The sequence below is a fragment of the Luteimicrobium subarcticum genome (assembly GCF_002798015.1).
Taxonomy (GTDB): domain Bacteria; phylum Actinomycetota; class Actinomycetes; order Actinomycetales; family Cellulomonadaceae; genus Luteimicrobium; species Luteimicrobium subarcticum.
This window is the reverse complement of record NZ_PGTZ01000006.1, coordinates 791,844-818,357: the sequence shown is the minus strand read 5'-3', so window position 1 is coordinate 818,357 and position 26,514 is coordinate 791,844. Positions and strand designations below refer to the sequence as shown.

The 26,514-nt window shown below is 72.2% G+C and carries 22 protein-coding genes; 16 read left to right on the top strand and 6 right to left on the bottom strand.

The features are described 5' to 3' along the window. Positions 1 to 22 precede the first annotated feature (22 nt). From CLV34_RS04390 to CLV34_RS04365, 6 genes are all read left to right on the top strand, one after another. Positions 23 to 5,536, top strand: coding sequence for a family 43 glycosylhydrolase (locus tag CLV34_RS04390; protein ID WP_100348959.1), 5,514 nt, complete (start codon positions 23 to 25; stop codon positions 5,534 to 5,536). A 331-nt stretch (positions 5,537 to 5,867) separates the two neighbouring features. After that, on the top strand, positions 5,868 to 7,877 hold the full coding sequence (locus CLV34_RS04385; protein ID WP_170044565.1) for a family 43 glycosylhydrolase: 2,010 nt from the start codon (positions 5,868 to 5,870) through the stop codon (positions 7,875 to 7,877). Beyond that, positions 7,853 to 8,359: a hypothetical protein gene (locus CLV34_RS04380; protein WP_100348957.1), complete on the top strand. Its 507-nt coding sequence runs from the start codon at positions 7,853 to 7,855 to the stop codon at positions 8,357 to 8,359. The genes CLV34_RS04385 and CLV34_RS04380 overlap by 25 nt, the downstream gene beginning before the upstream one ends. Positions 8,360 to 8,527: 168 nt before the next feature. Further along, positions 8,528 to 8,968, top strand: coding sequence for a MarR family winged helix-turn-helix transcriptional regulator (locus tag CLV34_RS04375; RefSeq protein WP_100348956.1), 441 nt, complete (start codon positions 8,528 to 8,530; stop codon positions 8,966 to 8,968). A 5-nt stretch (positions 8,969 to 8,973) separates the two neighbouring features. Further along, positions 8,974 to 10,383: an MFS transporter gene (locus tag CLV34_RS04370; protein ID WP_100348955.1), complete on the top strand. Its 1,410-nt coding sequence runs from the start codon at positions 8,974 to 8,976 to the stop codon at positions 10,381 to 10,383. A gap of 60 nt (positions 10,384 to 10,443) precedes the next feature. Beyond that, a complete protein-coding gene (locus CLV34_RS04365) occupies positions 10,444 to 11,010 on the top strand; it encodes an isochorismatase family protein (protein WP_100348954.1) in 567 nt (188 codons plus the stop codon). Positions 11,011 to 11,316: 306 nt separating this feature from the next. Here CLV34_RS04365 and CLV34_RS04360 read toward each other — a convergent pair whose 3' ends face one another. Continuing rightward, on the bottom strand, positions 11,317 to 12,033 hold the full coding sequence (locus CLV34_RS04360; RefSeq protein WP_100348953.1) for a potassium channel family protein: 717 nt from the start codon (positions 12,031 to 12,033) through the stop codon (positions 11,317 to 11,319). A gap of 28 nt (positions 12,034 to 12,061) precedes the next feature. Then, complete coding sequence (locus CLV34_RS04355) at positions 12,062 to 13,450, bottom strand: TrkH family potassium uptake protein (protein WP_245858967.1); 1,389 nt, start codon at positions 13,448 to 13,450, stop codon at positions 12,062 to 12,064. Positions 13,451 to 13,559: 109 nt separating this feature from the next. Here CLV34_RS04355 and CLV34_RS04350 point away from each other — a divergent pair, with 109 nt between their 5' ends. Further along, on the top strand, positions 13,560 to 14,753 hold the full coding sequence (locus CLV34_RS04350) for an acetoin utilization protein AcuC (protein WP_245858965.1): 1,194 nt from the start codon (positions 13,560 to 13,562) through the stop codon (positions 14,751 to 14,753). A 193-nt stretch (positions 14,754 to 14,946) separates the two neighbouring features. Further along, positions 14,947 to 15,045: a 30S ribosomal protein bS22 gene (locus CLV34_RS04345; protein WP_003792170.1), complete on the top strand. Its 99-nt coding sequence runs from the start codon at positions 14,947 to 14,949 to the stop codon at positions 15,043 to 15,045. Between the two features lie 510 nt (positions 15,046 to 15,555). Here the strand turns inward: CLV34_RS04345 and CLV34_RS04340 are convergent. Beyond that, complete coding sequence (locus CLV34_RS04340; RefSeq protein WP_100348951.1) at positions 15,556 to 16,344, bottom strand: HAD family hydrolase; 789 nt, start codon at positions 16,342 to 16,344, stop codon at positions 15,556 to 15,558. Positions 16,345 to 16,582: 238 nt separating this feature from the next. Between CLV34_RS04340 and CLV34_RS04335 the strand changes: the two genes are divergently transcribed. Beyond that, positions 16,583 to 18,850, top strand: a complete 2,268-nt coding sequence (locus CLV34_RS04335; RefSeq protein ID WP_100348950.1) for an exo-beta-d-1,3/1,6-glucosidase — start codon at positions 16,583 to 16,585, stop codon at positions 18,848 to 18,850. Positions 18,851 to 18,861: 11 nt separating this feature from the next. Here the strand turns inward: CLV34_RS04335 and CLV34_RS04330 are convergent, their stop codons facing one another. Continuing rightward, the gene (locus CLV34_RS04330) at positions 18,862 to 19,185 is read right to left on the bottom strand and encodes a DUF2277 domain-containing protein (RefSeq protein WP_100348949.1); all 324 of its coding nucleotides are present in this window, start codon (positions 19,183 to 19,185) and stop codon (positions 18,862 to 18,864) included. Positions 19,186 to 19,267: 82 nt separating this feature from the next. Between CLV34_RS04330 and CLV34_RS04325 the strand changes: the two genes are divergently transcribed. After that, positions 19,268 to 19,525 carry a glutaredoxin family protein gene (locus tag CLV34_RS04325; protein ID WP_100348948.1) on the top strand — a complete coding sequence of 86 codons (258 nt, stop codon included), beginning with the start codon at positions 19,268 to 19,270 and terminating at the stop codon, positions 19,523 to 19,525. Between the two features lie 134 nt (positions 19,526 to 19,659). On the opposite strand, the gene CLV34_RS04320 is transcribed toward CLV34_RS04325, so the two are convergent. Beyond that, entirely contained in the window at positions 19,660 to 20,211 is a 552-nt protein-coding gene (locus tag CLV34_RS04320; RefSeq protein WP_100348947.1) for a YceI family protein, read from the bottom strand. 178 nt (positions 20,212 to 20,389) lie between these two features. On the opposite strand from CLV34_RS04320, the gene CLV34_RS04315 reads away from it, so the two are divergent. From CLV34_RS04315 to ccsB, 6 genes are all read left to right on the top strand, one after another. Beyond that, positions 20,390 to 20,926 carry a MarR family winged helix-turn-helix transcriptional regulator gene (locus CLV34_RS04315; protein ID WP_100348946.1) on the top strand — a complete coding sequence of 179 codons (537 nt, stop codon included), beginning with the start codon at positions 20,390 to 20,392 and terminating at the stop codon, positions 20,924 to 20,926. 89 nt (positions 20,927 to 21,015) lie between these two features. Then, complete coding sequence (locus CLV34_RS04310) at positions 21,016 to 21,663, top strand: histidine phosphatase family protein (RefSeq protein ID WP_100348945.1); 648 nt, start codon at positions 21,016 to 21,018, stop codon at positions 21,661 to 21,663. 152 nt (positions 21,664 to 21,815) lie between these two features. After that, positions 21,816 to 22,379 carry a TlpA family protein disulfide reductase gene (locus CLV34_RS04305; RefSeq protein ID WP_100349220.1) on the top strand — a complete coding sequence of 188 codons (564 nt, stop codon included), beginning with the start codon at positions 21,816 to 21,818 and terminating at the stop codon, positions 22,377 to 22,379. A 102-nt stretch (positions 22,380 to 22,481) separates the two neighbouring features. Then, the gene (locus tag CLV34_RS04300; protein ID WP_100349219.1) at positions 22,482 to 23,300 is read left to right on the top strand and encodes a cytochrome c biogenesis CcdA family protein; all 819 of its coding nucleotides are present in this window, start codon (positions 22,482 to 22,484) and stop codon (positions 23,298 to 23,300) included. Beyond that, complete coding sequence (gene resB / locus CLV34_RS04295) at positions 23,297 to 25,069, top strand: cytochrome c biogenesis protein ResB (RefSeq protein ID WP_100348944.1); 1,773 nt, start codon at positions 23,297 to 23,299, stop codon at positions 25,067 to 25,069. Before CLV34_RS04300 ends, resB begins: the two co-directional genes overlap by 4 nt. After that, entirely contained in the window at positions 25,066 to 26,130 is a 1,065-nt protein-coding gene (ccsB, locus tag CLV34_RS04290; protein WP_100348943.1) for a c-type cytochrome biogenesis protein CcsB, read from the top strand. The genes resB and ccsB overlap by 4 nt, the downstream gene beginning before the upstream one ends. A 45-nt stretch (positions 26,131 to 26,175) precedes the next feature. Here the strand turns inward: ccsB and CLV34_RS04285 are convergent, their stop codons facing one another. Then, a complete protein-coding gene (locus CLV34_RS04285) occupies positions 26,176 to 26,496 on the bottom strand; it encodes a PLDc N-terminal domain-containing protein (RefSeq protein ID WP_100348942.1) in 321 nt (106 codons plus the stop codon). Positions 26,497 to 26,514 lie beyond the last annotated feature (18 nt).

Sequence of the window (26,514 nt, the reverse complement as noted above, 5' to 3'; positions counted from 1 at the left end):
CCGGAGCAAGGAGAGGAAGAGGATGAGGAACACGAGAAGAGCGACGGCCGTCGGGACGGCGGCCGTGCTGGCAGCGACGATGCTGCCGTCCGTCTCCGCCCACGCGGCGGGCCGAGCGGCCGACGACGTCACCGCGGACGTCTCCGCCGCCGACCTCTCGAGCGGCCTGATCGCCTACTACCCGCTCGACGAGACGAGCGGCACGACCGCGCACGACGCGTCCGGCAACGGCAAGGACGCGACGGTCGAGGGCACGGCGACCTGGAACGCCGGGGACGGCTTCACGTTCGGCGGCGGCTCGGCAGGCAGCGGCAACGCCATCAAGCTGCCGAACAACCTCGTCGCCGGCAAGGACGACGTGACGGTCGACTTCGACGTGTACGTCGACGCGAGCCTCACGGGCAGCTGGTTCATGTACAACCTCGGCAACTCGGCGACGTACCCGAACGGCACGGGCTACTTCTTCACGACGGGCGCGGGCGGCACGTTGCGCGGCACCCTCGCCACGGCCGGCTACTCCACGGAGCAGAGCGTCAAGAAGTCGGGGGCCCTGGCCACCGGGACCTGGAAGCACGTCACGTACGTGCTCGACGGCGGCACGACCGCTGCGCCCGGCTCGGCGCAGCTCTACGAGGACGGTGCGCTCGTCGGCTCGAGCACGGCGATCACGCAGTCTCCCGCGCAGATCGGCGAGCCGGACGGCACGTCGACGCGCAACTACCTGGGACGCTCGGGCTACCCGGCGGACGCGTCGTTCAAGGGCAAGATCCGCGACTTCCGCGTCTACGGACGCACGCTCGACGCGGCGGAGGCCGCTGCGCTCGCCGAGGACACCGCGGAGGCTGGCGCCGACGCGGCGCTCTCCGCGCTCGACCTGGGCGACCTGTCCGCGGTGACGGACGACCTCGCCCTGCCGAAGAGCGCCCAGGGCGCGACGGTCACGTGGACGTCGTCGACGCCGACGGTGATCGCGACGGACGGCACCGTCACCCGGCCGGCAGCCGGTCAGCCGTCGGCGACCGTGACCCTCACGGCGTCCGTCACGAACGGCACCGCGACCCGGACGAAGGCGTTCACCGCGACGGTGCTCGCGGCGCCCGCGTCGTCCGACAAGGTGGCCTATGACGCCGAGCACCTCACGGTGACGAACCTCGACGACGTCCGGGGCAACCTCACGCTCCCGACCGACGGGCACTACGGCTCGGCGATCACGTGGGCGTCGCCCGCCGCGGACGTCGTCTCGGCCACGGGTGAGGTCACGCGGCCCGCCTACGGCGAGGACGCGGTCGACGTGGCGCTCACGGCGACCGCCACCCTCGGGGACGACCACGCGACGCGGACGTACACCGCGCACGTCCAGCCGCTGCCGCGGACGGTCCCGACGACCCGCTACATGTACTCCTACTTCACTGGCGACTCGCTCCCTGGCGAGAAGATCTACTTCGCGGCCAGCCAGGGCAACGACGCGCTGAAGTGGAGCGAGCTGAACGACGGCGAGCCGGTGCTCACCTCCACGCTCGGCACCAAGGGTCTGCGCGACCCGTTCATCATGCGGTCGCACGACGGCGACACGTTCTACCTCATCGCCACCGACCTCTCGATCGGGTCCGGCACGTCGTGGGGCGACTCGGTCAGGACCGGTTCGAAGAACATCGAGATCTGGGAGTCGACGGACCTCGTGCACTGGTCCGACCAGCGCCAGGTGAAGGTCTCGCCCGACACCGCGGGCAACACGTGGGCGCCCGAGGCGTACTGGGACGACGAGATCGGCTCGTACGTCGTGTTCTGGGCGTCGTCGCTGTACGACCCGACGGACACCGCGCACTCCGGCTCGACCTACCACCGGATGATGTACGCCACGACCCGCGACTTCGTGACGTTCTCGCCCGCGAAGGTCTGGCAGGACAGCGGCAAGTCGCGCATCGACACCACCGTCTACAAGGAGGGTGACACCTACTACCGGTTCACCAAGGACGAGGCGAGCGCGGGCGGCTGCACGGACATCTTCCAGGACGAGTCCACGGACCTCCTCGCGCCGGTGGCCGACTGGACGGTCCAGGACACCTGCATCGCGACCAAGGCCGGTCTCGTCCGCGCCGAGGGACCGTCGATCTTCAAGGCCAACGCGGGTGACGTCAACGGCGGCGGGTACTACCTGTTCGTCGACGAGTACGGCTACCGCAAGTACCTGCCGCTGCACTCGGACAGCCTCGCGAACCCGGACTGGGAGACCCCCGCGTCCTGGTCGCTGCCGTCGAGCCCGCGCCACGGCACGGTCATGAACATCACCGAGGGCGAGTGGGACGGCATCACGGGCACCGCGGCGTCCGCGGTCACGTCGACCACGAAGGTCACGCTCGCGGACACCGTCGTCGAGCAGGGCGACGCGACGACCGCGACCGTCACGGTCAAGGCGTCCGACGGCGGCCAGGTCGCCGGAGACGTCGTCGTGTCGGCCGGGTCATGGAGCACGACTGTGCACCTCGACGCGGACGACGCGGGCAAGGCCGTCGTCGACCTGCCCGCCGACCTCCCGGTCGGGGCGGTCGAGGTCTCCGCGGCCTACGCCGGGTACGGGGTCGTCGGCGCGAGCTCCGGCAAGGCCACGCTCTCGGTGGGCGCGCCGACGGTCGACCCCGACCTCGTCGTCTCTTACCCGCTCGACGAGACCAGCGGCACGGTCGTGCACGACGCGTCCGGCCACGGCCTCGACGCCACCCTGGTGAACGGCGCGGTCCCGTCGGCGAGCGGTGTCACGCTCGACGGCACGAACGACTACGTCGACCTGCCGGACGACGTGCTCCAGGACCTCACGTCCACGACGGTGTCGATCGACGTGAAGATCGACGCGAGCCAGACGACGCCGTACTTCGTCTACGGGCTGGGCAACACCGACAGCTCGGGCGTCGGCAACGGCTACCTGTTCACGACCGGTGACGGGTACCGCACCGCGATCGCGTCCGGGAACTGGACGACCGAGCAGAACACCACCAAGGGGTCGAACCTCGCCCGTGGCGTGTGGAAGCACCTCACGTACACGCTCGACGCGGCCACGAAGACCGGAACGCTCTACGAGGACGGGGTCAAGGTCGCCCAGAACACCGGGGTCACGCTGACCCCGGGCTCGATCGGCAACGGCTCGACCCTGGCGAACTACATCGGTCGCTCGGTGTACACGGCCGACACGTACCTCAAGGGCCAGGTGCGGGACTTCCGCATCTACGACCGGGCGCTCTCGTCGGCCGAGGTGCTCGCGCAGGCCGGCAACACGACCGCGGTCGTCGGCGCGTCCCTGGACACGCTCAAGGTGCCCGCGATCGTGGACTCCGCGTCGAGCACGGTCACGCTGCCGGTCAAGCCGGGGACGGACCTCAGCGCGCTCGCGCCGACGCTCGAGCTGGTCCCGGGGGCGACCGTGTCGCCCGCAAACGGCTCCGTGCACGACTTCTCGCAGCCCGTCACCTACACGGTGACCGGCTCCGACGGGGCGACGCAGGCGTGGACCGTCAAGGCGCTCGTCATGAACAGCCCGGTGCTGCCGGGCTACAACGCCGACCCGAACATCGTGGTGTTCGGCGACACCTACTACATCTACGCCACGACGGACGGCGTCGCGGGGTGGGGGAGCACGTCGTTCACGGTCTGGTCGAGCAAGAACCTCGTCGACTGGACCGACCACGGCGTCATCCTCGACCTCGGTCCGGACGTCAGCTGGGCCGACGGCCACGCGTGGGCGCCGACCATCACGGAGAAGGACGGCAGGTACTACTTCTACTTCGTCGCCGACCAGCAGATCGGCGTCGCGGTGTCCGACTCCCCGACGGGCCACTTCACGGACGCGCTCGGCGAGCCGCTGATCCACAAGGCGGACTTCGGCGGAGCCCAGCAGATCGACCCGGCCGTGTTCACCGACACGGACGGGACGACCTACCTCTTCTGGGGCAACGGCACCGCGCGCATGGTCCCCCTGAATGAGGACCTGATCTCCTACGACGCGTCGAAGGTCACGACGATCAGCGGCCTCACGGACTTCCGCGAGGGCCTGTTCGTCAACAAGCGGAACGACACGTACTACCTCACGTGGTCGGTGGACGACACCGGCAGCGAGAACTACCACGTGAGCTACGCGACGGCGTCGAGCGTGGACGGGCCGTGGACGAACCGCGGCACGCTCCTCGCGAAGGACCCGTCCCAGGGCATCCTGGGGACCGGTCACTCGTCGATCGTCCAGGTTCCCGGTACCGACGACTGGTACATCGCGTACCACCGCTTCGGGATCCCCGGCGGGGACGGGACGCACCGCGAGACCACGATCGACCGCGTCACGTTCTCGCCCGACGGCCTCATGAACCCCGTGGTGCCGACGCTCACGTCGGTCGCCCCCGAGGTCGTCCCGGACCTCACGAAGCCGACGGTGTCGTGGGTGACGTCGCCGGGCGCTGCTGACGGGTCGGCGGGCTGGTTCACGACGTCACCGGTGTCGGTGACGGCGACCGGTGCGGACGAGACGGCGCTGGCGTCGACCGAGATCTCGGTCGACGGTGGCGGGTTCGTGGCGGGGTCGGCGGCGACGTCCGTGACGGCGTCGCTGGCCGACGGTCGGCACCTGGTGCAGGCACGGGCGACGGACGCGGCGGGCAACGTCTCGGACGTGGTGTCGCTCGCGGTGCTCGTGGACTCGGCGGCGCCGGTGTCCAGCGGGACGGTGGATGCCGACGCCCGGACCGTGACGCTTCGCGCGGCGGACGGGCTGTCCGGGGTGGCGCGGGTGGAGTACCGGGTCGGGGCCACGGGCTCGTGGTCGGCGTACTCGGCGCCCGTCACGGTCGGTGCGGCTGCCACGGCCGTGCAGTACCGGGCCGTGGACGTCGCGGGGAACGTCGAGATGACGAACACCGCCACCGTGCCGGAGGCAGGCGTCGTGCTCCGAGACTCGGTCACGGCTGCGGTCGCGTCGTCGTCCTCGGCGACGTACGGGAAGTCCGTGAAGGTCACCGTGAAGGTGTCCGGCACGGGTGGCATCCCGTCCGGGACGGTGCGGGTGACGGAAGGGAAGACGCTGGTGGGTTCGGCGAAGCTCGTGTCGGGTCGCGCGACGGTGAGTGTCTCGTCGGCCCTGGCGGTGGGTCCCCACGCGCTGGTGGTCGCCTACTCGGGTGACAAGGCGTTCGCTGGGTCGTCCGACACGGTGACGGTGAAGGTGGCCAAGGCCTCGTCGTCGACGAGTGTCTCGGTGAGCCCGAAGGCGCCGACGCACGTGCAGAGGGCGACGGTCACGGCGAAGGTCTCGACGGCCAAGCCGTCGGGCACCGTCACGGTGACGGTGACCCACAAGGTGGCGGTGAAGCAGGGCAAGGCGACGACGACGGTCACGCGGACCGTCGTGTCGAGTCGGGTCGCCCTGTCGAGCAACGGGACCGCGTCGCTGCGGCTCCCGCAGCTCGCGAAGGGCACCTACACGGTCAAGGTCGCGTACGCCGGGTCGTCCACGGCCACCGGTTCGTCCGCCACGACCACCCTCCGCATCACCAAGTAACCCCCCTGCCGAGGCGCACGTTCCGCACCTCTCCGCACGTGCGAGACGTGCGGAACGTGCGCCTCGGCAGGAGCACGTCCCGGTCGCTGCGGCGTCGGGGTCCGGGGAGTGATCCCGCAGAGGGATGGCTGCGGCAGTTCGATATCGATATCCAAGCCAGGGAAGCGAGCGCTCCGGCGTGAGGGTCTTCGAGCGCCAGACGATCTCCTGCCGGATCTCGTTCGACGGCCACTCGATCATGAGGACGTAGGAGTAGTCCCCGATCTTGTCCGCGTGCGACCCCTCGGCGTCGAGTCCCGTGCCGTTGTCGATGCAGGCGGACGACGTGTCCGTGACGGGCCCTGGGGCGTTCGACGGGGGCGTCCTGGCGAACGGCGGCTTCGAGGCCGGCGCGCTGGACCTGTGGGCCGCGAACGGCTCCGCGGGGCTCGCGCTCGGATCGGACGACAAGGCGTCCGGTGCGTGCAGCGTGCACGTGACCGGGCGGAAGGCCGCGGGCGACGGCCCGATCCAGAGCGTCGCGGGCGCGATCACGGCAGGCGGGACCTACGACGTCTCGGCGAAGGTGTTCGTGGAGACGGTCTGGACAGGGACGCCCGACGCGGCGAACGACCTCATGGACTTCTCGGCGGACGACATCTCGATGAAGGAGGAGACGGTGGTTCAGACCCACCCGAGCGGGGACGCCGCCGCGGCCAAGGCCGTCGGCACGTCGAACCCGCTCATGGACTACCAGTACGGCGCGGACCCGTGGGCCATGGTCTACGACGGCCGCGTCTACGAGTACATGACCGGTGACGGTTCGCACATCGACGACGACGGCCACGTCGTCCGGGCGTACGAGACGGACGGCAGCGGGAACGTCAAGGACAACTCCTACGGGAGGATCCAGACGATCGACGTCATCTCGTCGGCCGACATGGTCAACTGGCGCAACGAGGGCGCGATCAAGGTCGCAGGCACCCACGGTGCCGCGACGTGGGCCTCGAACTCGTGGGCGCCCGCGGCCGCGCACCGGACGATCGACGGCAAGGAGAAGTTCTTCCTCTACTTCGCCAACAGCGCGGGAGGCATCGGCGTCCTCACCTCCGACTCGCCCACCGGTCCGTGGAACGACCCGATCGGCGAGCCTCTCGTGAGCTCGGCCACTCCGGGGACCTCGGGCGTCGTGTGGATGTTCGACCCGGCCGTGCTCGTCGACGACGACGGGTCGGCCTACTTGTACTTCGGTGGCGGCGTCCCGAGCACGAACGGCACCTCGTCGGCGGAGCAGACGGACCACCCGAAGTCGTCCCGCGTCATCCGGCTCGGCGACGACATGGTCTCGACGGTCGGCTCGGCTGCGACGATCGATGCGCCGGCGGTGTTCGAGGACTCGGGCATCAACAAGATCGGCGACACGTACTACTACTCGTACTGCACGAACTTCTCGCACTCGGCGACCATCGACGGGCACAGCATCCCGACGGGGACGATCGCGTACATGACGTCGAAGGATCCCATGGGCCCCTTCACGTACCAGGGCACGATCCTGGCGAACCCGGGGACGTTCTTCGGTGCGGGCGGGAACAACCACCACGCGATGTTCGAGTTCCAGGACCAGTGGTACATCACGTACCACTCGCAGACGGTCCAGACGGCGCTCGTGGAGGGTGGCTCGCTCGACACGGAGCACGGTTACCGGTCGACGCAGATCGACCGGCTCTCGATCGGCGCCGACGGCACGATCGGCCAGGCGACCGGCACCTACCAGGGTGTCGCTCAGGTCGGGACGCTCGATCCGTACGGTGAGGTCTCCGCGGCCACGATCGCGTGGGACTCCGGCATCCAGGACGCGTACCAGGCGTCGTCGGGCGTCCGGGTCGCGCCGCAGGACGCGGACGACCCGACCGGAACGCAGGTGCTCGCGAACGTCGACGACGGCGAGTGGACCGCGCTCGCGGGGGTCGCGTTCGGCACGACGGGCGCGTCGACGGTCTCGGCGAGCGTCCTGCCGCGGGCGGGTGGGACGGTGAAGGTCCGTCTCGACGCCCCCGACGGTGACGTGGTGGGCACGCTCACGGTCCCTGCAGGCGGCGGGACGTCGTGGACGACCGTCTCCGCAGACCTCGCGAGGACGGTCACGGGCACGCACGACGTGTTCTTCACCTTCGTGGGCGGGGCGGACGATCACCTGTTCGACGTGGGGTCGTGGACCTTCACGAAGGCGGCGGCCCCGGCCACCGGTCCGGTGATCGACGCGGCGTCGGTGTCGGCGGGTGGCGTGGTCTCGGGGACGAGGGCGTTCCAGGTGGATCTCGGGGTGCGGCGAAGGACGTGTCGTACACGTACCTGGAGCTGAACAAGGGTTCGGGCCAGGTGTGGGTCACGGAGAGCACGGCGGCGACGGCCAAGGCGCTGGGGTCGACGAACGCGGGTCTGCACCCGAGGCTCGTGGTGGACACGACGAAGCTGGTCAACGGGACGTACGGCCTGAAGATCGACGCGGTCGGGAAGAACGGGAAGACCACCGAGAAGAAGGTCTCGTTCACGGTGGACAACCCGCCGGCGCTGTCGTTCGGTGCGCCGTCGTCAGGGGCGACGGTGTCGGGGACGGTCGCGGGGTCGGTGGATCGTGCGGGTGCTGGTCTGCAGGCGTACGACCTGCGGGTCGACTCGGCGGGTCTGCAGCACGTCTATCAGCCGACGGCCGGGACGTTCACGTTCCGGCTGGACACGAGCACGTCGTCCGACGGGGTGCACACGTTGCTCGCGACGGCGACGAACACGTCGGGCGAGAAGACCACGGTCACGGAGAAGATCACGGTCAAGAACGCGTCCTGATCCTCCGCCGAGGCGCACGTTCCGCACCTCTCCGCTCGCGCGGGAGGTGCGGAACGTGCGCTTCGGCGGCTCCGGGAGGGTCGAGCCGCCATCCGCGGCGGCCGTGATGGGGCCGATCCCGACAGGCACAACTGGACAGGCTGGACTGTCGAATCGTACGGTGGCGAGGTGAACCCGGCCGAGCCCGCTGCACCCGCTGTCGTCGCGCAGGACCTCCGCGCCCTCGTCAGCCGCCTGCGCCGCAAGCTCCAGGGCTTGTACGACCGCGACGGCCTCACGCCCTCGCAGACGGCGCTCGTCAGCCGCCTCGGCAAGTCGGGCCCGCAGACCGCGAGCGAGCTCGCCGTCGCGGAGTCCGTCCGCCCCCAGTCCATCGCGGCGACGCTCGCCGTGCTCGACGAGCGGGGCCTGGTCGTCCGCACCCCCGACCCGCACGACGGCCGCCGCCACCTCGTCCACCTCAGCGACGCCGGACGGCGGCAGTTCGAGGGCAGCCGCCGCGCGAACCAGGAGTGGCTCGCCCGCGCCTTCGACGAGCGGTTCACCAAGGACGAGCGCCGGACGGTCGCCGACGCGATCGCGCTCCTCGAACGGCTCGTGGAGGAGTGACGCCCATGGCCTCCCGCACCCCGCCGCCCGACCAGTTCGACCGTCGGCTGATCGTCCCGATGATCCTCGGGTCGCTGCTCAACCCGGTGAACTCGTCGATGCTCGCCGTCGCGCTCGTCCCCATCGGGATCGCGTTCGGTGCACCGCCGTCCGAGACGATCTGGCTGGTCTCGGCGCTCTACCTCGCCACCGCCGTCGGGCAGCCCGTCGTCGGACGGCTCGTCGACCTGTTCGGCCCCAAGACCCTGTACCTGGTCGGTGCGGCCCTCGTCGGCGCGGCGGGCGTGCTCGGCGCGCTGGCCCCGAACCTCGGCACGCTGGTGCTGGCGCGCGTCCTCATCGGGCTCGGGACCTGCGCCGGGTACCCCGCGGCCATGTACCTGCTGCGGACCGAAGGGCGCCGCACCGGGAAGGACAGCCCCGCCGCGATCCTGTCGGCGCTCGCGATCTCCGTGCAGGTCTTCTCGGTCGTCGGGCCGACGATCGGCGGCCTGCTCATCGACGTCGGCGGCTGGCGCGCCGTGTTCACCGTGAACATCCCGCTCGCGGCGGCGTGCCTCGTCCTCGGCGCGCTGCGGATCCCGACGCGTCGCACCCTCGAGGCGTCCGGTCTGGTGCCCGAGCGCGGCCCCGCCCGGCTCGACCCCCTCGGCATGGTCCTGTTCGGCGGGATGCTCGTCACGGCGATGCTGTTCCTCATGGACGTCCAGGCGTCCACCTGGTACCTGCCCGTCGCCGCCGTCGTCCTCGGCGCCCTGTTCGTGCGGCAAGAGCTGCGCACCCCCGACGCCTTCATCGACCTGCGCGTGCTCGGTGGCAACACCCCGCTGCTCCTCACCTACGTCCGGCAGATCCTCGCCTACGTCGTGTCGTACTCGTTCCTCTACGGGTTCACGTCGTGGCTCGAGGCCGGGTACGGGCTCACGGCGTCCCAGGCGGGGCTCGTCATGCTCCCGCTGTTCGCCGTCGCGATCCTCACGACCGCCCTCTCGGGACGATCCCCGGCCCTGCGCTCCAAGCTCGTCGTCGGCGCGATCGCGCAGGTCGTCGCCTGCTCCGGGCTGCTGCTCGTCGACGCCGACACGTCGCTCGTCGCGATCGTGTGCCTGCTCGTCGTCCTCGGCGTGCCGCAGGGGATCGTCGGGCTCGCCAACCAGAACGCCCTCTACTTCCAGGCCGACCCCGACCGCATCGGCGCGTCGTCCGGCCTGCTGCGGACGTTCACCTACCTCGGCGCGCTCGTCGCGTCCGCCGCCAACGCCGCGTTCTTCCGCGGCGGGGCCGACACGTCCGGCCTGCACGACATGGGCCTGTTCACCGCTGCCTGCGGTGCGCTGCTGCTCGTCGTCGTGCTCGTCGACCGCTCCCTGTCCCGCTCGCGGCCGTCACGACGGACCGCGGGCGCCACCGCCTGAACCGCGGACCCCCGGAACCTCAGCGCTGATCCGCATCCCCCGAAGAAAGAAGAAGCACCCGTGACCCTCACGACCCTCGACCCGAAGTCCGCCCTCGTCGTCATCGACCTCCAGCAGGGCATCGTCGCCATGGACACCGCGCCGCACGCGTCCGCGGACGTCGTCTCCCGCTCCGCCGCGCTCGCCGAGGCGTTCCGCGCCCAGGGCCTGCCCGTGGTCCTCGTGCGCGTGTCCGGCGGCCCGGCCGTGCCCGGACGCATCGAGGCGGCCGGCGGCAGCCGGACGCGCCCGGAGGGCTGGGACGTCGTGGTCGACGAGCTCGCACCGCTCGGCGACGTCGTCGTGACGAAGCGCAACTGGGGTGCGTTCTACGGCACCGACCTGGACCTGCAGCTGCGCCGGCGGGGCGTCACCCAGATCGTCCTGACGGGTATCGCGACGAGCATCGGCGTCGAGTCGACCGCCCGCGCCGCGCACGAGCACGGTTACCACGTCACGTTCGCGACCGACGCGATGGCCGACCGGTCCGCCGAGAACCACCAGCACTCCGTCGACCAGATCTTCCCGCGCCTCGGCGAGCGCGGGACGACCGCCGGGGTGCTGGAGCTGCTCGCCTCGACGCGCTGACGGTCGCGGGCGTCAGCCACGACGGGTCTGCGTGGGCCGAGCGTCAGCCACGACCGGTTGGCGCGGCGCTCGGGACAGCCACGACCGGTTGGCGCGGCGCTCGGGGCAGCCACGACCGTCGAGGGGGCCAAGACTCCCGGTGCCGAGCGCTCCGGGGCCTGAGCACCGCGGCGTGACGCGGGGGAGACCGCGTCCAACCGTCTCAGCGCGGTCGTGGTTGACCTGCGGCCGGCGCCGGAGGGTCATGGTTGACCCGAGGGCCGCGCCAACCGGTCGTGGTTGACGCCCGCACCCCTCCCACGGAACCTACGGGCGGGCGCCGAACCGCTCCAGCAGCTCCGCGGGCCCCGACACGACGAGCAGGTCGGTCGGCGCGATGCGTGTCTCGGGCGTCGCGTACTGGAAGTCCACCCCGGGCGACTTCACGCCGATCACGGTCACGCCGTACTTCGTGCGGATGCCTGCCTGCGCGAGCGTGAACCCGTGCGTCTCCGCCGGCGGGCGCATCTTGACGATCGTGAACCCGTCCTCGACCTCGATGTAGTCGAGCAGCTTGCCGGACACGAGGTGCGCGACGCGCTTGCCGGCGTCGTGCTCGGGGAAGACGACGTGGTGCGCGCCGATGCGCTGCAGGATCCGTCCGTGCTCGACGGACACGGCCTTGGCCCAGATCTGCGGCGTCCCGATGTCGACGAGGTTGCCGGTGATCAGGACGGACGCCTCGAGGGCCGTCCCCACGGCGACGACGGCGATGGAGAAGTCGCGGGCCCCGAGCTGTTCGAGCGCCTCGGGGTTCGCGACGTCCGCCTCGACGATCGGCACGCGGCCCGACCACTGCGCGACGAGGTCCGGGTCCTTCTCGGCGACGAGGACGTCCTGGCCGCTCCGGTCGAGCGTCGTCGCGAGGGACTGGCCGAACCGTCCCAGCCCGACGACGAGCACGCCGCTGTCGCGGGGGTTCACCTTCTTGCGGTCCCGGCCGCTGGTCCTCTCGTCGGGCAGCAGCACGCGGGGGACCGACATCGTCGGGGGCAAGCGGTCGGCGTCGTTGTCAGCCAATGATCGGCCTCTCCTCGGGCATCCGGATGACGCGGCGGCGGCTGCGCAGGGCGAGCGCCGCAGCGAGGGTCATCGTCCCGGTGCGCCCCACGAACATCAGGGCGACCAGGACGTACTTCGCGGGCTCCGGCAGTCCAGGGGTGATGCCCGTGGACAGGCCGACGGTCGCGAACGCGGAGATCGCCTCGTAGAGCACGCGGTCGAGCGTCAGACCGGTGATCTCGAGGAGCAGGAGCGACGACACGAGCACGATGGTCGCGCCGATGAACGTCACCGCGATCGCGAGCCGGACGGTGTCCGGGGGGATGCGCCGGTCGAACGCCTCGATGTCCCGGTCACCCCGGGCCTCGGCGCGGATCGCGAGCAGCATCACGGCGAGCGTCGTCACCTTGATGCCGCCCGCGGTGGACGCGCTGCCGCCGCCGACGAACATCAGGGCGTCGCCGATGAGCCAGCTCGTCTCGTGCATCGACCCGACGTCGACGGTCGAGAAGCCTCCCGAGCGCGGCATCACGCCCTGGAACACTGCGGCGATCACCTTGTCCCCGACGCCCAGCGGGCCGAAGGTCCCCGGGTTGCCCCACTCGAACGCCAGGAAGAGGACGGCGCCGGCGGCGACGAGCGCCAACCCCGTGGTGATCGTCAGCTTGGCGTGGAGCGACCAGCGGTCGACGCGGCGCCGGTTGCGCATGAGGTTGAGGATGACGGGGAAGCCGAGCGATCCGACGAAGACCCCGAACGCGATGGGCAGGCACAGACCCCAGTCGCCCGCGTGGCCGGCCAGCCCGTCGGCGGTCGGCACGAAACCGGCGTTGTTGAACGCGGACACCCCGTAGAACACGGAGTGCCACGCGGCCGACCCGACGCCCTGGTGCAGCAGGAGGAACCGCGGGAACAGCCAGACCGCGAGCAGCAGCTCGATCGCGGTGGACGTCACGATGACGACCCGCAGCAGCGAACCGACCTCGCCGAGCCGGCTCGTCTTGACCTCGGTCGCGGCCAGCATGCGCTGCGTGAGACCCAGGCGCCGCGAGACCGCGAGTCCGAGGATCGACGCGAGGGTCATGACGCCGAGGCCGCCGACCTTGATGCCGAGCAGGATCACGACCTGCCCTGCTGTCGACCAGTAGGTCCCGGTGTCGACGACCGTCAGGCCCGTGACGCACACCGCGGACGTCGCCGTGAACAGGGCGTCGACGAACGGGGCGCCCCGCCCGCTCCGGGCGGCCCATGGCGTGCACAGCAGGATCGTGAAGACGACGATCACGCCCGCGAACGACGCGACGGCGAGCCGGGCGGGGGAGTGGCGGGCCACCCGGTCGATCACGCCGCGCGTGGTCCGGAAGCTCGAGCTCACGCGGGAGGTCGCGAGGCTGGTCAACGTGTCCTCCCTCGCCGAGGTGCGTTCCGTGCGGTCGCCGGACGGCCGCCCGTACGGTCACGGTGCCCGTCTTTCGCCGCGTTCGCCACGGCAGACTAGCGTGGGGCGCGTGCCGGAACCCGTCGACGCGCCCTCCTCCCTCGTGGTGTGGAGCCCCGAGCTGCTGGGCTACGACTTCGGACCGGGCCACCCGATGGCGCCGACACGCCTCCTCCTCACGATGCGACTCGTCCGCGGCCTCGGCCTGCTGGACGCTCCGGGCGTCCGCGAGGTCGACCCCGCCCCCGCCGACGACGCCGCGCTCGCGACCGTGCACGACCCGCGGTTCGTCGCCGCGGTGCGCGAGGCGTCCGAGCGCGGCGTGACGGATCCGCTGCGTGGCCTGGGCACCGACGACGACCCCGTCTTCCCGGGCATGCACGAGGCCGCGGCACGCATCTTCGAAGGCTCGCTGCTCGCCGCGTCGGCCGTCTGGAAGGGCCACGCGGAGCACGCGGTGAACATCGCGGGCGGGATGCATCACGCCAAGCGGGACGCCGCGTCCGGGTTCTGCATCTACAACGACGCCGCCGGTGCGGTGCAACGCCTGCTCGACGAGGGCGCCGAGCGCGTCGCCTACGTCGACCTGGACGCACACCACGGCGACGGCGTCGAGTCGGTGTTCTGGGACGACCCGCGCGTCCTGACGTTCTCCGTCCACCAGAGCGGACGGACGCTGTTCCCCGGCACGGGCTACCCGACGGACGTCGGCGGTCCGCGCGCCGAGGGGACCGCCGTCAACGTCGCCCTCCCGCCGCGCTCGGACGGCCGCGCCTTCCTGCGCGCGGTCGACGCGGTGCTCCCGCCGGTGCTGCGCGCGTTCGAGCCGCAGGCCGTCGTGAGCCAGCACGGGTGCGACGCGCACGCGCTCGACCCGTTGACCGACCTGCGTGTCGGCGTGGACGCGCAGCGCGACGCCCTCCAGCGGGTGCACGCGCTCGCGCACGAGGTCGCCGACGGCCGTTGGGTCGCGCTGGGCGGCGGTGGCTACGCGGTGATCAACGTGGTGCCGCGCGCGTGGGCCAACGTCGTCGCGGAGGTCGTGCACGCCCCCCTCGACCCGGCGACCCCGCTGCCGCAGGACTGGCGCGACGCCGTGTCGGCCGGCGCCGGCGAGGACGCGCCCGCCCGCATGGGCGACCACCCCGTCGAGTTCCGGCCCTGGTCGAGCGGGTTCGATCCGGCGGACGAGCTCGACCGGGCGATCGTCGCCACGCGGCGTGCGGTGTTCCCGTACCTGGGCCTCGATCCGTTGCTGGACTGAGGTCCCCGGCCTCGCGGGGGGTGCTGGTTTCTCCCGGTGCTGGGGCACCAGGTAGGCTAGGGATGGATTTCGTCTCGGCTCGGTTCGTCTCGGCCGCGCAGGCTCGTGGTCAGGCCCCTCGGTCAGACCTCGGCGCGTGGCTCGGCCCGATCGGACGACCTGCCGAGAACACCGTCGATCATTGCGAGGACCCATGGGCTCCGTCATCAAGAAGCGCCGCAAGCGCATGGCGAAGAAGAAGCACCGCAAGCTGCTTCGCAAGACGCGCCACCAGCGTCGCAACAAGAAGTAAGCCTCCCGCGCCCGTCAGGGCGCTGGACGCCGAGCGAGGGCTCGACCGCACTGCGGTCGGGCCCTTCGTGCGTCCCGGGGCGCTGACGGGGCCGGACTTCGTAGCGTGGTGGCCGGTCTTGGTGACGCCGAGCACCACAGCCCGCGGCGGTGCGGTCGAGACGGCGCGGAGTGGTGGCCTGCGGCGCGCGGCCGCGAGGGGGTGTTCGTGACGCCGAGCACCACAGCCGCCCGCTCGGGTACGTCGACGGGATGCGTCGGGCGTCGGCTGTCGTGACGCCGAGCACCCGAGCGCCGCTCCGGACGTCCCTCGAAGCACCGACCGGCGCCGGAATATGGCGCCTCGTCGTCGTGCGGGAGGTGTGGCGGCGGTCCCTCGCGGGCGGCTGTGGTGGGTGGCGTCACGAACGCCGCGCGGGCTCGTGAGCGGCGCGGGGGCTGTGGTGCTCGGCGTCACGAACGGCGCGGGGGGCTGTGGTGCTCGGCGTCACGAACGCGGGGCCCCGGGACGTCAGTGCGCGCGGGCGGCGAGGGCGCGGGTCACGCGCCGGACGGCGACGGTCGCGACCCACGCGCCACCGGCCCAGCTCGCGGTGCGGACGCCGGTGTGGGTCGCGCGCCGGCTGGTGCTGCGGAACTCCTCGACGGCCCAGCCGGACGACCGGGCGAGCCGGCGCAGGCGCGGCTCGGGGTTGACGGCGCAGGGGTGGCCGACGGACGCGAGGAGCGCGACGTCGTTGAGCGAGTCGCCGTACGCGTAGGACGCCTCGAGGTCGATGCCTTCGCGCTCGGCGAGCTCGCGGGCAGCGCGGGCCTTCTGGGCGCCGTGCATGACCTCGCCGTGCAGCCGGCCGGTGTAGACGCCGTCCGCGCGCTCGGCGACGGTCGCGAGCGCGCCGGTCGCGCCGAGGCGCCGGGCGACGAGGTCGGCGATCTCGACGGGGGCGGCGGTGACGAGCCAGACCTGGTGGCCGGCGTCGCGGTGCGCGTCGAGGAGGCGGCGCGTGCCGGGGAAGACGCGGGCGGAGAGCACGTCGTCGTAGACGCGCTCGCCGAGGGTGGCGACGTCGTCGACGGACCAGCCGGCGACGAGCCCGAGGGCGCGGGAGCGGATGTCTCCGAGGCGGTCGCAGTTCTCGCCCCACACGAGGTACCGCGCCTGGTCGACGCCGAAGCGGGCGATGTCGCGGCTGCGCACGTAGCCCTCCGCGTGGAGGGCGCGCGCCAGGTGGAAGGACGACGCCCCGCGGATGATCGTGTTGTCGACGTCGAAGAACGCCGCCACGGTTGCCGGAGACATAGGTCACACCCTAGGCGCGGAGTCTCGGTGTCCCCTGTGAGTCCGGCGAGCGACCGGGGTCGTGCACAGACCCTGCACGGGGCGTCCGCGCGGTCTCCCGCGGCCCGATTCACAGGAAGTCGCCCGCGAACCTGACTTACAGGTCAGTAAGTATTCCTCTACAGTAGTCACGAGCCCCGGCGTCGAAACGTTTCGACCCGCAGAAGTCCCGGTTCACACCGCCGTGAGAGGACCCCTCATGACCGCACTGCCGTACCTCGATCCGGCGCTGCCCGTGCCCGACCGCGTCGCCGACCTGCTCGGTCGCATGACGCTCCCCGAGAAGGTCGGGCAGATGCTCCAGCTCGACGCGCGCACGGGGGTCCCGCACCTGGTCGAGGAGATGCACGCGGGCTCGATCCTGCACGCGGCCCCCGAGGACATCCACGAGGCGCACCGGCACGTCGCGCGCACCCGGCTCCGGATCCCCGTGCTCGTCGCCGAGGACTGCATCCACGGCCACTCGTTCGGCGTCGGCGCCACGATCTTCCCGACGCAGCTCGGCCTCGCCGCCGCCTGGGACGCCGACCTCGCCGAGCGCGTCGCCCGTGCCACCGCCGTCGAGGTCGCCGCGACCGGCATCCACTGGACCTTCTCGCCCGTCCTGTGCATCGCGCGCGACCTGCGCTGGGGGCGCGTCGACGAGACGTTCGGCGAGGACGGGCACCTCATCGGGGAGCTCGCGTCCGCGATGGTCCGCGGGTACCAGGGCGAGGGTCTCGACGACCCGACGGCGATCCTCGCGACCGCCAAGCACTTCGCGGGCTACTCCGAGACGCAGGGCGGACGCGACGCCACCGAGGCGGACCTCAGCCCGCGTCAGCTCCGCGCCTGGTTCCTGCCGCCGTTCGAGCGGGTCGCCCGCGAGGGCTGCCGCACCTTCATGCTCGGCTACCAGTCCATCGACGGCGTGCCCGTCACGATCAACGACTGGCTGCTCACGGACGTCCTGCGGGGCGAGTGGGGCTACACGGGCACGCTCGTCACGGACTGGGACAACGTCGGACGCATGGTCTGGGAGCAGCACATCCAGCCGGACCACACGGCTGCCGCCACCGCGGCGGTCCGCGCGGGCAACGACATGATCATGACGACGCCGGGCTTCTTCGAGGGCGCGCTCGCCGGCGTGGCGGAGGGCCGGATCGACGAGTCCGCGATCGACGCGGCCGTCACGCGCATCCTCACGCTCAAGTTCGAGCTGGGCCTCTTCGAGGACCCGCGCCACCCCGACGACGCGCGCCGCGACGCTGTCACCGGCACCGCCGAGCACCAGGCGCTCGCCCTCGAGGCCGCGCGCCGCTCGGTCGTCCTGCTGGCGAACGACGGCCTGCTGCCGCTCGCCACCGATCCCGGCGCCGCCGCCGACGCCCCGGCACGGACGGTCGCCGTGGTCGGCCCCAACGCCGACCACGTCCAGGCGCAGCTCGGCGACTGGGCCGCGGCGTCCGGCCAGGCGGTGTGGACGGACCCGGACGGCCGGTCGCGCGCCATGACGAGCACGGTCCTCGACGGCTTCCGGGCACAGGTCCCGGCCGGCTGGGAGGTCACGACCGCGGAGGGCGCGCGCGTCCTGTCCGTCGGGCCGGACCCGGAGGGCGAGCTCTTCCCGGACGGCCAGCCGCGCCCGCAGGTCGTGCTGCCCGCCGAGCCCGACGCCGCGCTGATCGCCGAGGCCGTCGCCGTCGCGCAGGCCGCGGACCACGTCGTCGTGGTCGTCGGCGACCGCATCGAGCTGGTCGGCGAGGGCCGGTCGACGGCGACGCTCGAGCTGGTCGGCGACCAGGTCGCGCTGCTCGACGCGGTCGAGGCGACGGGGACGCCGATGGTCGTGGTGGTCGTCGCGTCGAAGCCGCTCGTGCTGCCGCCGTCGGCGCACCGGGCGTCTGCGATCGTGTGGGCCGCGAACCCCGGCATGGCGGGCGGCCGGGCGGTCGCGGAGCTCGTGCTGGGGCAGATCGAGCCGACGGGGCGCCTGCCGATCTCGTTCGCGCGGCACGCGGGTCAGCAGCCCACGTACTACAACCAGGTCCGCGGGCAGCACGGGACGCGGTACGCCGACCTCACGCAGGACCCGGCCTTCGCGTTCGGCGACGGCCTGAGCTACACGACGGTCGAGTACGACGCCCTGCGCGTCCTCGACCCGGTCGTCGGCGCCGACGACGTCGTGCGGGCCGAGGTCACGCTCCGCAACACGGGCACCCGCCCGGCCCGCGAGACCGTGCAGGTCTACGTGAGCGACGTCGTGACGTCCGTGACCTGGGCGGACAAGGAGCTCAAGGCGTACCAGCAGGTCGACGTGGCACCGGGGGAGACGCGCCTCGTCGAGCTCGAGTTGCCGGCCGCCGACTGCACGCTCGTCGACGCCTCCGGCCGACGCGTCGTCGAGCCGGGCGACTTCGAGCTCCGGGTCGGTCCGTCGTCCCGCGAGGAGCGCCTCCTGCGGGCGCCGTTCACGATCAAGGGCTGACGTCGCACGACTCAGTGCGTGTGCGGGACGCCGAGCTCGTGCATCCGCTCGTGCTCCTCGCGCTCCGCGATGCGGCGGGCGATGCGCTCCTGCACCTCGGCGCGTCGCAGCGGCGGCACGGTCGGGGGCGGGGTGCGGCGCTCGGGCAGCGCGTCGAGCACGAGGACCGTCGCGGCGGTCACGGCTGCGACCGCCGCCTCGAACGCCTCGGCCGTCGCGTCGCTGGTCTTCTGGACGCCCGTCACCTTGCGGACGTACTGGCGGGCGGCGGCCTCGATCTCCTCGGGCGTCGCCGGCGGGTCGAGCCCGCGCAGGGTGGTGATGTTGCGGCACATCCTTCGAGGTTATGCCGCTCCGCGCGGCCCCGGTAGCCGGGCGCGCGCGGGCGTCGGGCGGACTCCGGCCTAGGCTGGACGGATGAGCACCGACACATCGACCGCACCCCGCGTCGTCCTGTACGGGAGGGCCGGCTGCCACCTGTGCGACGAGGCGCGGCCCGTGGTGGAGCGCGTCTGCGCGGACACGGGGCAAGGATTTCTCGAGGTCGACGTGGACGTCGACCCGGTGCTCGTGGCGGCGTACGGGGACCTGGTGCCGGTCGTCACGGTCGACGGGGTGAAGCACGGGTTCTGGCAGATCGACGCCGACCACCTGCGGGACGCGCTCACGAGCTGAGGGCCTGCACCGGGCTCCGGAGCCGGGAGACCGACAGCACGACGACGGGCCGTCCGCGCAGCTCTCCTCGGGTGGGAGAGCCGCGCGGACGGCCCGTCGGGTCGTGCAGGACCTGCTCTGCTCAGGTCAGGTCGTCAGCCCTTGATGGTCGACAGGTCGAGGTCGATCTTGACCTTGTCGGAGACGAGGACGCCGCCGGCCTCGAGGGCCGCGTTCCAGCTCACGCCGAACTCCTTGCGCGAGATCTCGAGGTGGGCCTCGAACGCGGCGCGCTCGTTGCCGAACGCGTCCACGGCGGCACCGGTGAACTCGGTGTCGAGCTCGACCTCGTTGGTCACGCCGTTGATGGTGAGGTCACCGGTGACGACGAACTCCTCGCCGGCGCCCTTGACGGACTTCGAGACGAACGACCACGTCGGGTTCTGCTCGACGGTGAAGAAGTCCGCGCTCTGGAGGTGGCCGTCGCGGTTCGCGTCGCCGGTGGAGATGCTCTTCGCGTCGAGCTCGGCGGTCACCGAGGAGACCTCGAACGAGTCGCCGACGGTGACGGTGCCCGAGGTGATCGCGACGGTGCCGCGGACCTTCGAGATGCCGGCGTGGCGGACCGTGAAGGAGGCGGTCGAGTGGGCGGGGTCGATCGTGTACGTGCCGGGCACGACGCCGGTGGGCAGCGCTGTGGTCGTCATCGGGTTCTCCTCGAGTAGTTGAAGGTTCAACGGTACGGAGGTTAGAACACGCGGTACGGGGTCGCGATTCCGAACCCGCGATGTGACCTCTGTCACAGCGGCCCCACCTGCGCGGACGGTCCGCACCACCCGCGCGCGGCGCCCTGCGCTCCGTGAGCCGAGCGGCGACAATGGCCCGATGGACCCCGCCCGCCTGCCGCGCGCCGAGCTGCGCTGGCTGGACGTCGACGAGCAGGTCGCGTGGCGCCGCTACCTCGTGGGGTCGCAGCGGCTCACCGAGGCCCTCGCCCGCGAGCACGAACGCCGGCTCGCCCTCTCGCTGCCCGAGTACGAGGTCATGGTCCGCCTGTCCGAGGCGCCCGGGCGCAGCCTGCGCATGTCCGAGCTCGCCGACGGGCTCGCTCACTCGCGCTCGCGCGTCACCCACACCGTCCGCCGCATGGAAGAGGCGGGGTGGGTGCGCCGCGAGGCCGAGCAGGCCGACCGCCGCGGCGTGCGGTGCACCATGACGGACGAGGGCTGGGCCACGCTCGTCGCCGCCGCACCCGTGCACGTCGAGCTCGTGCGCCGGTACCTCGTCGACCCCGTCGGGCACGACGACCTGCTCGCGCTCGGCGAGGTCATGACCCGCGTCGCCGAGGCGTGCCGCGCGACCGCGCCCGACGTCGGCAGCGACCTCCTGCCCGACGACGACGTGACGCCCGCCACCTCCTGACCGGTTCGTCCCGAGCCTCCCGTCCTGTCCGTGCCGGACGAACGCCCTCCCGACCCCCGCGAGCACGCCGGGATGGGAGAATCGGCGACATGCCTCAGCTGACGACCGTCCATCTCGTGCGCCACGGCGAGGTCCACAACCCGGAGGGCGTGCTCTACGGGCGGGCCCCCGGCTACCGCCTGTCCGAGCTCGGTCGCACCATGGCGGACCGCATCGGCGAGCACTTCGCCGACCCGGTGCGCGACGTCGCCGTCGTCGTCGCGTCGCCGCTGCAGCGCGCGCAGGAGACCGCGACGCCGCTCGCGCAGCGCCTCGGCCTCGAGATCCGCACCGACGACCGCCTCATCGAGGCCGCGAACCACTTCGAGGGCCTGACGTTCGGCGTCGGCGACGGCTCCCTGCGCCACGTGCGGCACTGGCCGTACCTGTGGAACCCGTTCCGTCCGTCGTGGGGCGAGCCGTACCGCGAGCAGGCCAGCCGCGTCCGCGCCGCCGTCGACACCGCGCGCGAGGCCGCGCGCGGGCACGAGGCCGTCCTCGTGAGCCACCAGCTCCCTATCTGGATCACCCGGCTGTCCGCGGAGCACCGCCGCCTGTGGCACGACCCGCGCAAGCGGCAGTGCTCGCTCGCGTCCGTGACGTCGCTGCGGTTCGACGGCGACCGGCTCGTCGGCGTCGACTACTCCGAGCCCGCGGGCGACCTGCTGCCGGGCGCGTCCACGGTCCCCGGCGCATGAGATCTGTCCTGCGCACCGCCGCCGCGACACCTTCTCAGCACCTGCCCAGGAACTCCCGGCAGGCTGCGGGGGTGCTTCCCCCTGCTCGACCCGCGTCCCGCACGGCGCCCGACCGGGTCGCCCGTCGGCGTGCCCGGCGCCCCGTGGCCGCCATGACCGGTGCTCTCGCCCTCGCGTCGACGCTCCTGCTCAGCGCCTGCACGTCCAGCTCGGGCAACGGCGTCGACCTCGGCTACGTGGCCGGTGACGGCTCGGTCAAGACGTGGGACGCCGGCGACCGCGGCGACGCGGTGACGCTGGTCGGCAAGGACTTCGAGGGCACGACGATCGACACGTCCGACTACCGCGGCGACGTCGTCGTCGTGAACACCTGGTACGCGTCGTGCGCGCCCTGCCGCAAGGAGGCGCCGGACCTCGCGAAGGAGGCCGCCGCGGCCGGGTCCGACGTGCACTTCGTCGGCATCAACTCCACGGACGACGCGGGTGCCGCGCAGGCGTTCCAGCGCACGTTCGACATCCCCTACCCGTCCATCGCGGACAAGGACGGCTCGGTCGTCGCGACCCTGCAGGGCGTCGTCCCGGTCCAGGCCGTCCCGACGACCGTGATCCTGGACCAGGAGGGCCGGGTCGCGGCCCGCGTGCTCGGCGCCACGACCGCGACGACGCTCGACGACCTCATCGACGACGTGCGCACCGCGCCCACCGCAGGGTCCTGATCGGTCGTGAGCGTGCTGTCCACGGCGATCCCGGTCGCGGCGCCCGTCGCCGCGGGCCTCGTCGCCCCCGCGAGCTTCGCGTCGACCGCTTTCAGCGGCTCGATGCTGCTGGCGATCCCGGTCGCGGCGATCGCCGGGTTCCTCTCGTTCGCGAGCCCCTGCATCCTGCCGCTGGTCCCTGGCTACGTCGGGTACGTGAGCGGCTGGGCGGCGACGAACGCGGTCGTCGGCGCCGCGCCCGTGACCGGCGTGGCGGTCCCCAGCACCGCCGTGGCGGGCCAGGGTGCGACCCCCGCCACGGGCAGCGCGGTCCCGGGCGCTCCCGCAGGCTCGCCGGCCGCCGCACGCCGCCGCGTCGTCGCGGGCGTCGGGCTGTTCGTCCTGGGGTTCACCCTGGTCTTCGTGGTCCTGGGCGGGTTCTTCGGGGCGCTCGGCTCGCACGTCGTGCAGTGGGAGGACACCATCGTGCGCGTCCTCGGCGTCGTCGTCCTCGTGATGGGCCTCGCGTTCCTCGGGTTCCTGCCCTTCCTGCAGCGGGAGGCGCGGCTGCACGTGACACCGCGGACGGGCCTGTGGGGCGCGCCGCTGCTCGGCATCGTCTTCGGGCTGGGCTGGACGCCGTGCCTCGGCCCGACGCTCGCGGCGGTGTACTCGCTCGCGCTGGACCAGGCGACCGTCGTGCGCGGCGCGGTCCTGGCCGTCGCGTACTGCGTCGGGCTGGGCGTCCCGTTCCTGCTCATCGCGTTCGGCCTGCAGTCCAGCCGCCGGATGCTCGACTTCCTGCGACGCCACCGCGTCGCGTTCCTGCGGGTCGGGGGCGGCATGCTCGTCGTCATCGGTCTCGCCATGATCACCGGCGTCTGGGGGTCGTGGACCACGACCCTCCAGGGCTGGGCCGCCGGATACGGGGGACTGGTATGACGACCGAGCGCGCGGGCTACCGCCCGGAGGGCATCGACGACGCGTTCGTGTCCCACGACGACGACGCGCCCGAGGCCACCGGAGGCGCCCCGGCGGGAGGCACCGACGGAGGCGAGGGCGGCGGGGCCGGCGGCGGACGTCCTGCGGCACCCGTCCTGCCCACCCTCGGGTGGCGCGGCTGGCTGCGCTGGATGTGGCGCCAGCTCACGAGCATGCGCGTCGCGCTCGTCCTGCTCATGCTGCTCGCGGTCGCGGCGGTGCCGGGCTCGATCCTGCCGCAGCGCCCGGTCGACCCGTCGGCCGTCCTCACGTACCTCCAGGACAACCCGACGGCCGGGAAGATCCTCGACAAGCTCGGGTTCTTCGACGTGTTCTCGTCGGTCTGGTTCTCGGCGATCTATCTGCTGCTGTTCGTCTCGCTCGTGGGCTGCATCCTGCCGCGCGCGGTCGCGCACGGGAAGAACCTGCGGTCGCGCCCGCCGCGCGTGCCGCGCAAGCTCGACCGCTTCCCGGCGCGGGCCGACGGGACGACGGAGCGCACCCCTGACGAGGTCGTGGACGCCGCCGTGCGGCACCTGCGCGGCCGGGTGCGCTGGCTGCCGACGTTCCGCGTCGAGACCGGCACGGACGCGCAGGGCCGCCGGACGGTCGCCGCGGAGCGCGGGTACCTGCGCGAGTCGGGGAACATCGTCTTCCACCTGTGCCTCGTCGGGCTGCTCGTGTCGGTCGGTGTGGGCCAGGCCTTGCACTACCGCGGCCAGGTCATCGTGACCGAAGGGCGCGGCTTCGCGAACGCCGTCGTCGACTACGACACGTTCGAGTCGGGCCGCCTCTTCCGGGCGAGCACCCTCGACCCGTTCTCGATGACGCTCGACAGGTTCACGTCGGAGTTCACGAACGACGCGACCGCCGAGCCGCGCGACTTCACGGCGTTCGTGACCACCCGCGACCCCGACACCGGGAAGACGACGAGCGACACCATCCGCGTCAACCACCCGCTCGACGTCGACGGCTCGAAGGTCTACCTCCAGGGCAACGGCTACGCGCCCGTCGTGACCGTCAAGGACGCGAAGGGCCAGGTCGCGTACTCCGGCCCGGTCGTGTTCGTCCCGCAGGACTCGAAGTACACGTCGCGCGGCGTGATCAAGGTGCCCGACGTGTCGAAGGGGCTCGAGCAGCTCGGCCTCGTCGGCTTCCTGCTCCCCACGGCCGCGAGCGACGACACGACGTCCCCGTCGATCTACCCGCAGCCGCTCAACCCGCTGCTCGTGCTCAACGTGTGGCACGGCGACCTGGGTCTCGACCAGGGTCTGCCGCAGAACGTGTACCGCCTCGACACGAGCGGCATGAAGGAGTCGGTGAAGACCGACGGGCAGCCCGTGACGCTGACGATCCAGCCCGGCGAGACCGTCAAGCTGCCCGACGGCATGGGGACCATCACGTTCGACTCGCTGCCGCGCTACGTCGCGCTCGACCTGCGCTACGACCCCGCGCTCACGTGGGTGCTCGTCTTCGCGCTCGGGGCGCTGTTCGGCCTCGCGCTGTCGCTGTTCACGCCGCGCCGCCGCGTCTGGCTGCGGGTGACGACCGACGGCGATCCTGCCGCGGGGAGCGCGCGTACAGTGATCGAGGCGGCCGGTCTCGCCCGTGGCGACGACTCCGGCCTGCAACGCGAGGTCGACGCGGCGCTCGCCGCGGCGACGGGGGACACCGACCGCACCACCGGGACGACCGCGTCCGCGGCGAACACCAGGAAGGCCACGCGATGACGTTGGCGGCGCTCACCACCACCCAGACCGCGAGCTACGCGACCCTCAGCTCCCACCTCGTGTGGGCGTCCATGACGGTGCTCACGGTCGCGATGATCGCGTTCCTCGTCGACCTCACCAAGCTGGGCGAGTCCCGTGGCGTCGTCGCGGCGGCCGTGCGGGAGTCGCGCGACGCCGAGCTCGTGACGGCGGGGGCCGGTGGCTCCGGCGCGACGGCGGGCACGACGGCGTCCGTCCCGTCCGACGCACCGCCGAGCGCACCCGGGGACGTCGAGGACGGGACGCAGGCCGGGCCGCGCCGCAAGGCGGTGGGCATCGCGATGTCGCTCACCGTCCTGGGCTGGCTCCTCCTGGGAGCGGCGATCGTGACGCGCGGCATCGCCGCGGGCCGCGCGCCGTGGGCCAACATGTACGAGTTCACGCTCGTGGGGTCGTTCGTCGCCCTCACCGTGTTCCTGCTGGTCAACCGGTTCCGCGACGTGAGGTTCCTCGGCGCGTTCGTCACGCTGCTCACCGTGCTCTTCATGGCGCTCGGCCAGGAGGTCTTCTTCGTCCAGGCGGACGGCGTGCAGCCGGCGCTCCAGTCGTACTGGCTCGTCATCCACGTGGGCGTCGCGATCACCGCGACGGGCATCCTCACGGTCGCGTTCGTGACGTCCGTCCTGCAGCTCTTCAAGGACTCGCGCGACAACGGCTCGGGCCTCATGGCGCACCGCGGGTTCCGGTTCCTGGACGGGCTGCCGAAGGCGGACAAGCTGGAGGTCCTCAGCTTCCGCCTCAACGCCGTCGGCTTCGTGCTGTGGACGTTCACGCTCATCGCCGGCGCGATCTGGGCCGAGCACGCCTGGGGCCGCTACTGGGGCTGGGACCCCAAGGAGGTCTGGACGTTCATCGTCTGGATCGTCTACGCGGCCTACCTGCACGCCCGCACGACGCGCGGCTGGTCGGGCCGCCGGGCCGCCTACTTCGTGCTCGTCGGCTACGCCTGCGTCCTGTTCAACTTCACGGGCGTGAACCTCATCTTCAACGGCAAGCACTCGTACTCGGGCCTGACGAGCTGACGCTCCGCGGCCGCTGACAGCCCGGACCCGGCGTCGTCACCGACGTCAGGGCTTGGCGCTGTCGTCCGTGTCGCCGTGGGTCTTGCGGCGGTTCTCCTGCTCGAGCCGGCGCAGGAAGTCGGGGTCGTCGTCCGGCGCCACCGGACCCGGGCGACGCTGCGGGCCACCGCCGGACGAGCCGTCGCCCGTCTCCGCGCGCTTCGCGAGCAGCCACCAGACCGGGCCGATCACCGGGACGACCAGCACGACGACGAGCCACAGGCCCTTGGGGAGCCCGGCGACGCGCTTGGCCGGTGTGAGCGCGCAGTCCGTCAGCGCGTACACGAGGAGTCCGAGGACGATCAGGATCAGGACAGCGCGGGCCATCCTCACAGCCTAGGCCCG

Bases quoted from the DNA above. Each gene is read 5' to 3' on its own strand.
- CLV34_RS04360 (WP_100348953.1), bottom strand. From the start codon at position 12,033: ATGTCGGTCCCCCGCGTGCTGCTGCCCGACGAGAGGACCAGCGGCCGG.
- ccsB (WP_100348943.1), top strand. From the start codon at position 25,066: ATGACGTTGGCGGCGCTCACCACCACCCAGACCGCGAGCTACGCGACC.
- CLV34_RS04340 (WP_100348951.1), bottom strand. From the start codon at position 16,344: ATGTCTCCGGCAACCGTGGCGGCGTTCTTCGACGTCGACAACACGATC.
- CLV34_RS04285 (WP_100348942.1), bottom strand. From the start codon at position 26,496: ATGGCCCGCGCTGTCCTGATCCTGATCGTCCTCGGACTCCTCGTGTAC.
- resB (WP_100348944.1), top strand. From the start codon at position 23,297: ATGACGACCGAGCGCGCGGGCTACCGCCCGGAGGGCATCGACGACGCG.
- CLV34_RS04320 (WP_100348947.1), bottom strand. From the start codon at position 20,211: ATGACGACCACAGCGCTGCCCACCGGCGTCGTGCCCGGCACGTACACG.
- CLV34_RS04335 (WP_100348950.1), top strand. From the start codon at position 16,583: ATGACCGCACTGCCGTACCTCGATCCGGCGCTGCCCGTGCCCGACCGC.
- CLV34_RS04315 (WP_100348946.1), top strand. From the start codon at position 20,390: ATGGACCCCGCCCGCCTGCCGCGCGCCGAGCTGCGCTGGCTGGACGTC.
- CLV34_RS04300 (WP_100349219.1), top strand. From the start codon at position 22,482: ATGCTGCTGGCGATCCCGGTCGCGGCGATCGCCGGGTTCCTCTCGTTC.
- CLV34_RS04330 (WP_100348949.1), bottom strand. From the start codon at position 19,185: ATGTGCCGCAACATCACCACCCTGCGCGGGCTCGACCCGCCGGCGACG.
- CLV34_RS04325 (WP_100348948.1), top strand. From the start codon at position 19,268: ATGAGCACCGACACATCGACCGCACCCCGCGTCGTCCTGTACGGGAGG.
- CLV34_RS04370 (WP_100348955.1), top strand. From the start codon at position 8,974: ATGGCCTCCCGCACCCCGCCGCCCGACCAGTTCGACCGTCGGCTGATC.
- CLV34_RS04310 (WP_100348945.1), top strand. From the start codon at position 21,016: ATGCCTCAGCTGACGACCGTCCATCTCGTGCGCCACGGCGAGGTCCAC.
- CLV34_RS04345 (WP_003792170.1), top strand. From the start codon at position 14,947: ATGGGCTCCGTCATCAAGAAGCGCCGCAAGCGCATGGCGAAGAAGAAG.
- CLV34_RS04390 (WP_100348959.1), top strand. From the start codon at position 23: ATGAGGAACACGAGAAGAGCGACGGCCGTCGGGACGGCGGCCGTGCTG.
- CLV34_RS04305 (WP_100349220.1), top strand. From the start codon at position 21,816: ATGACCGGTGCTCTCGCCCTCGCGTCGACGCTCCTGCTCAGCGCCTGC.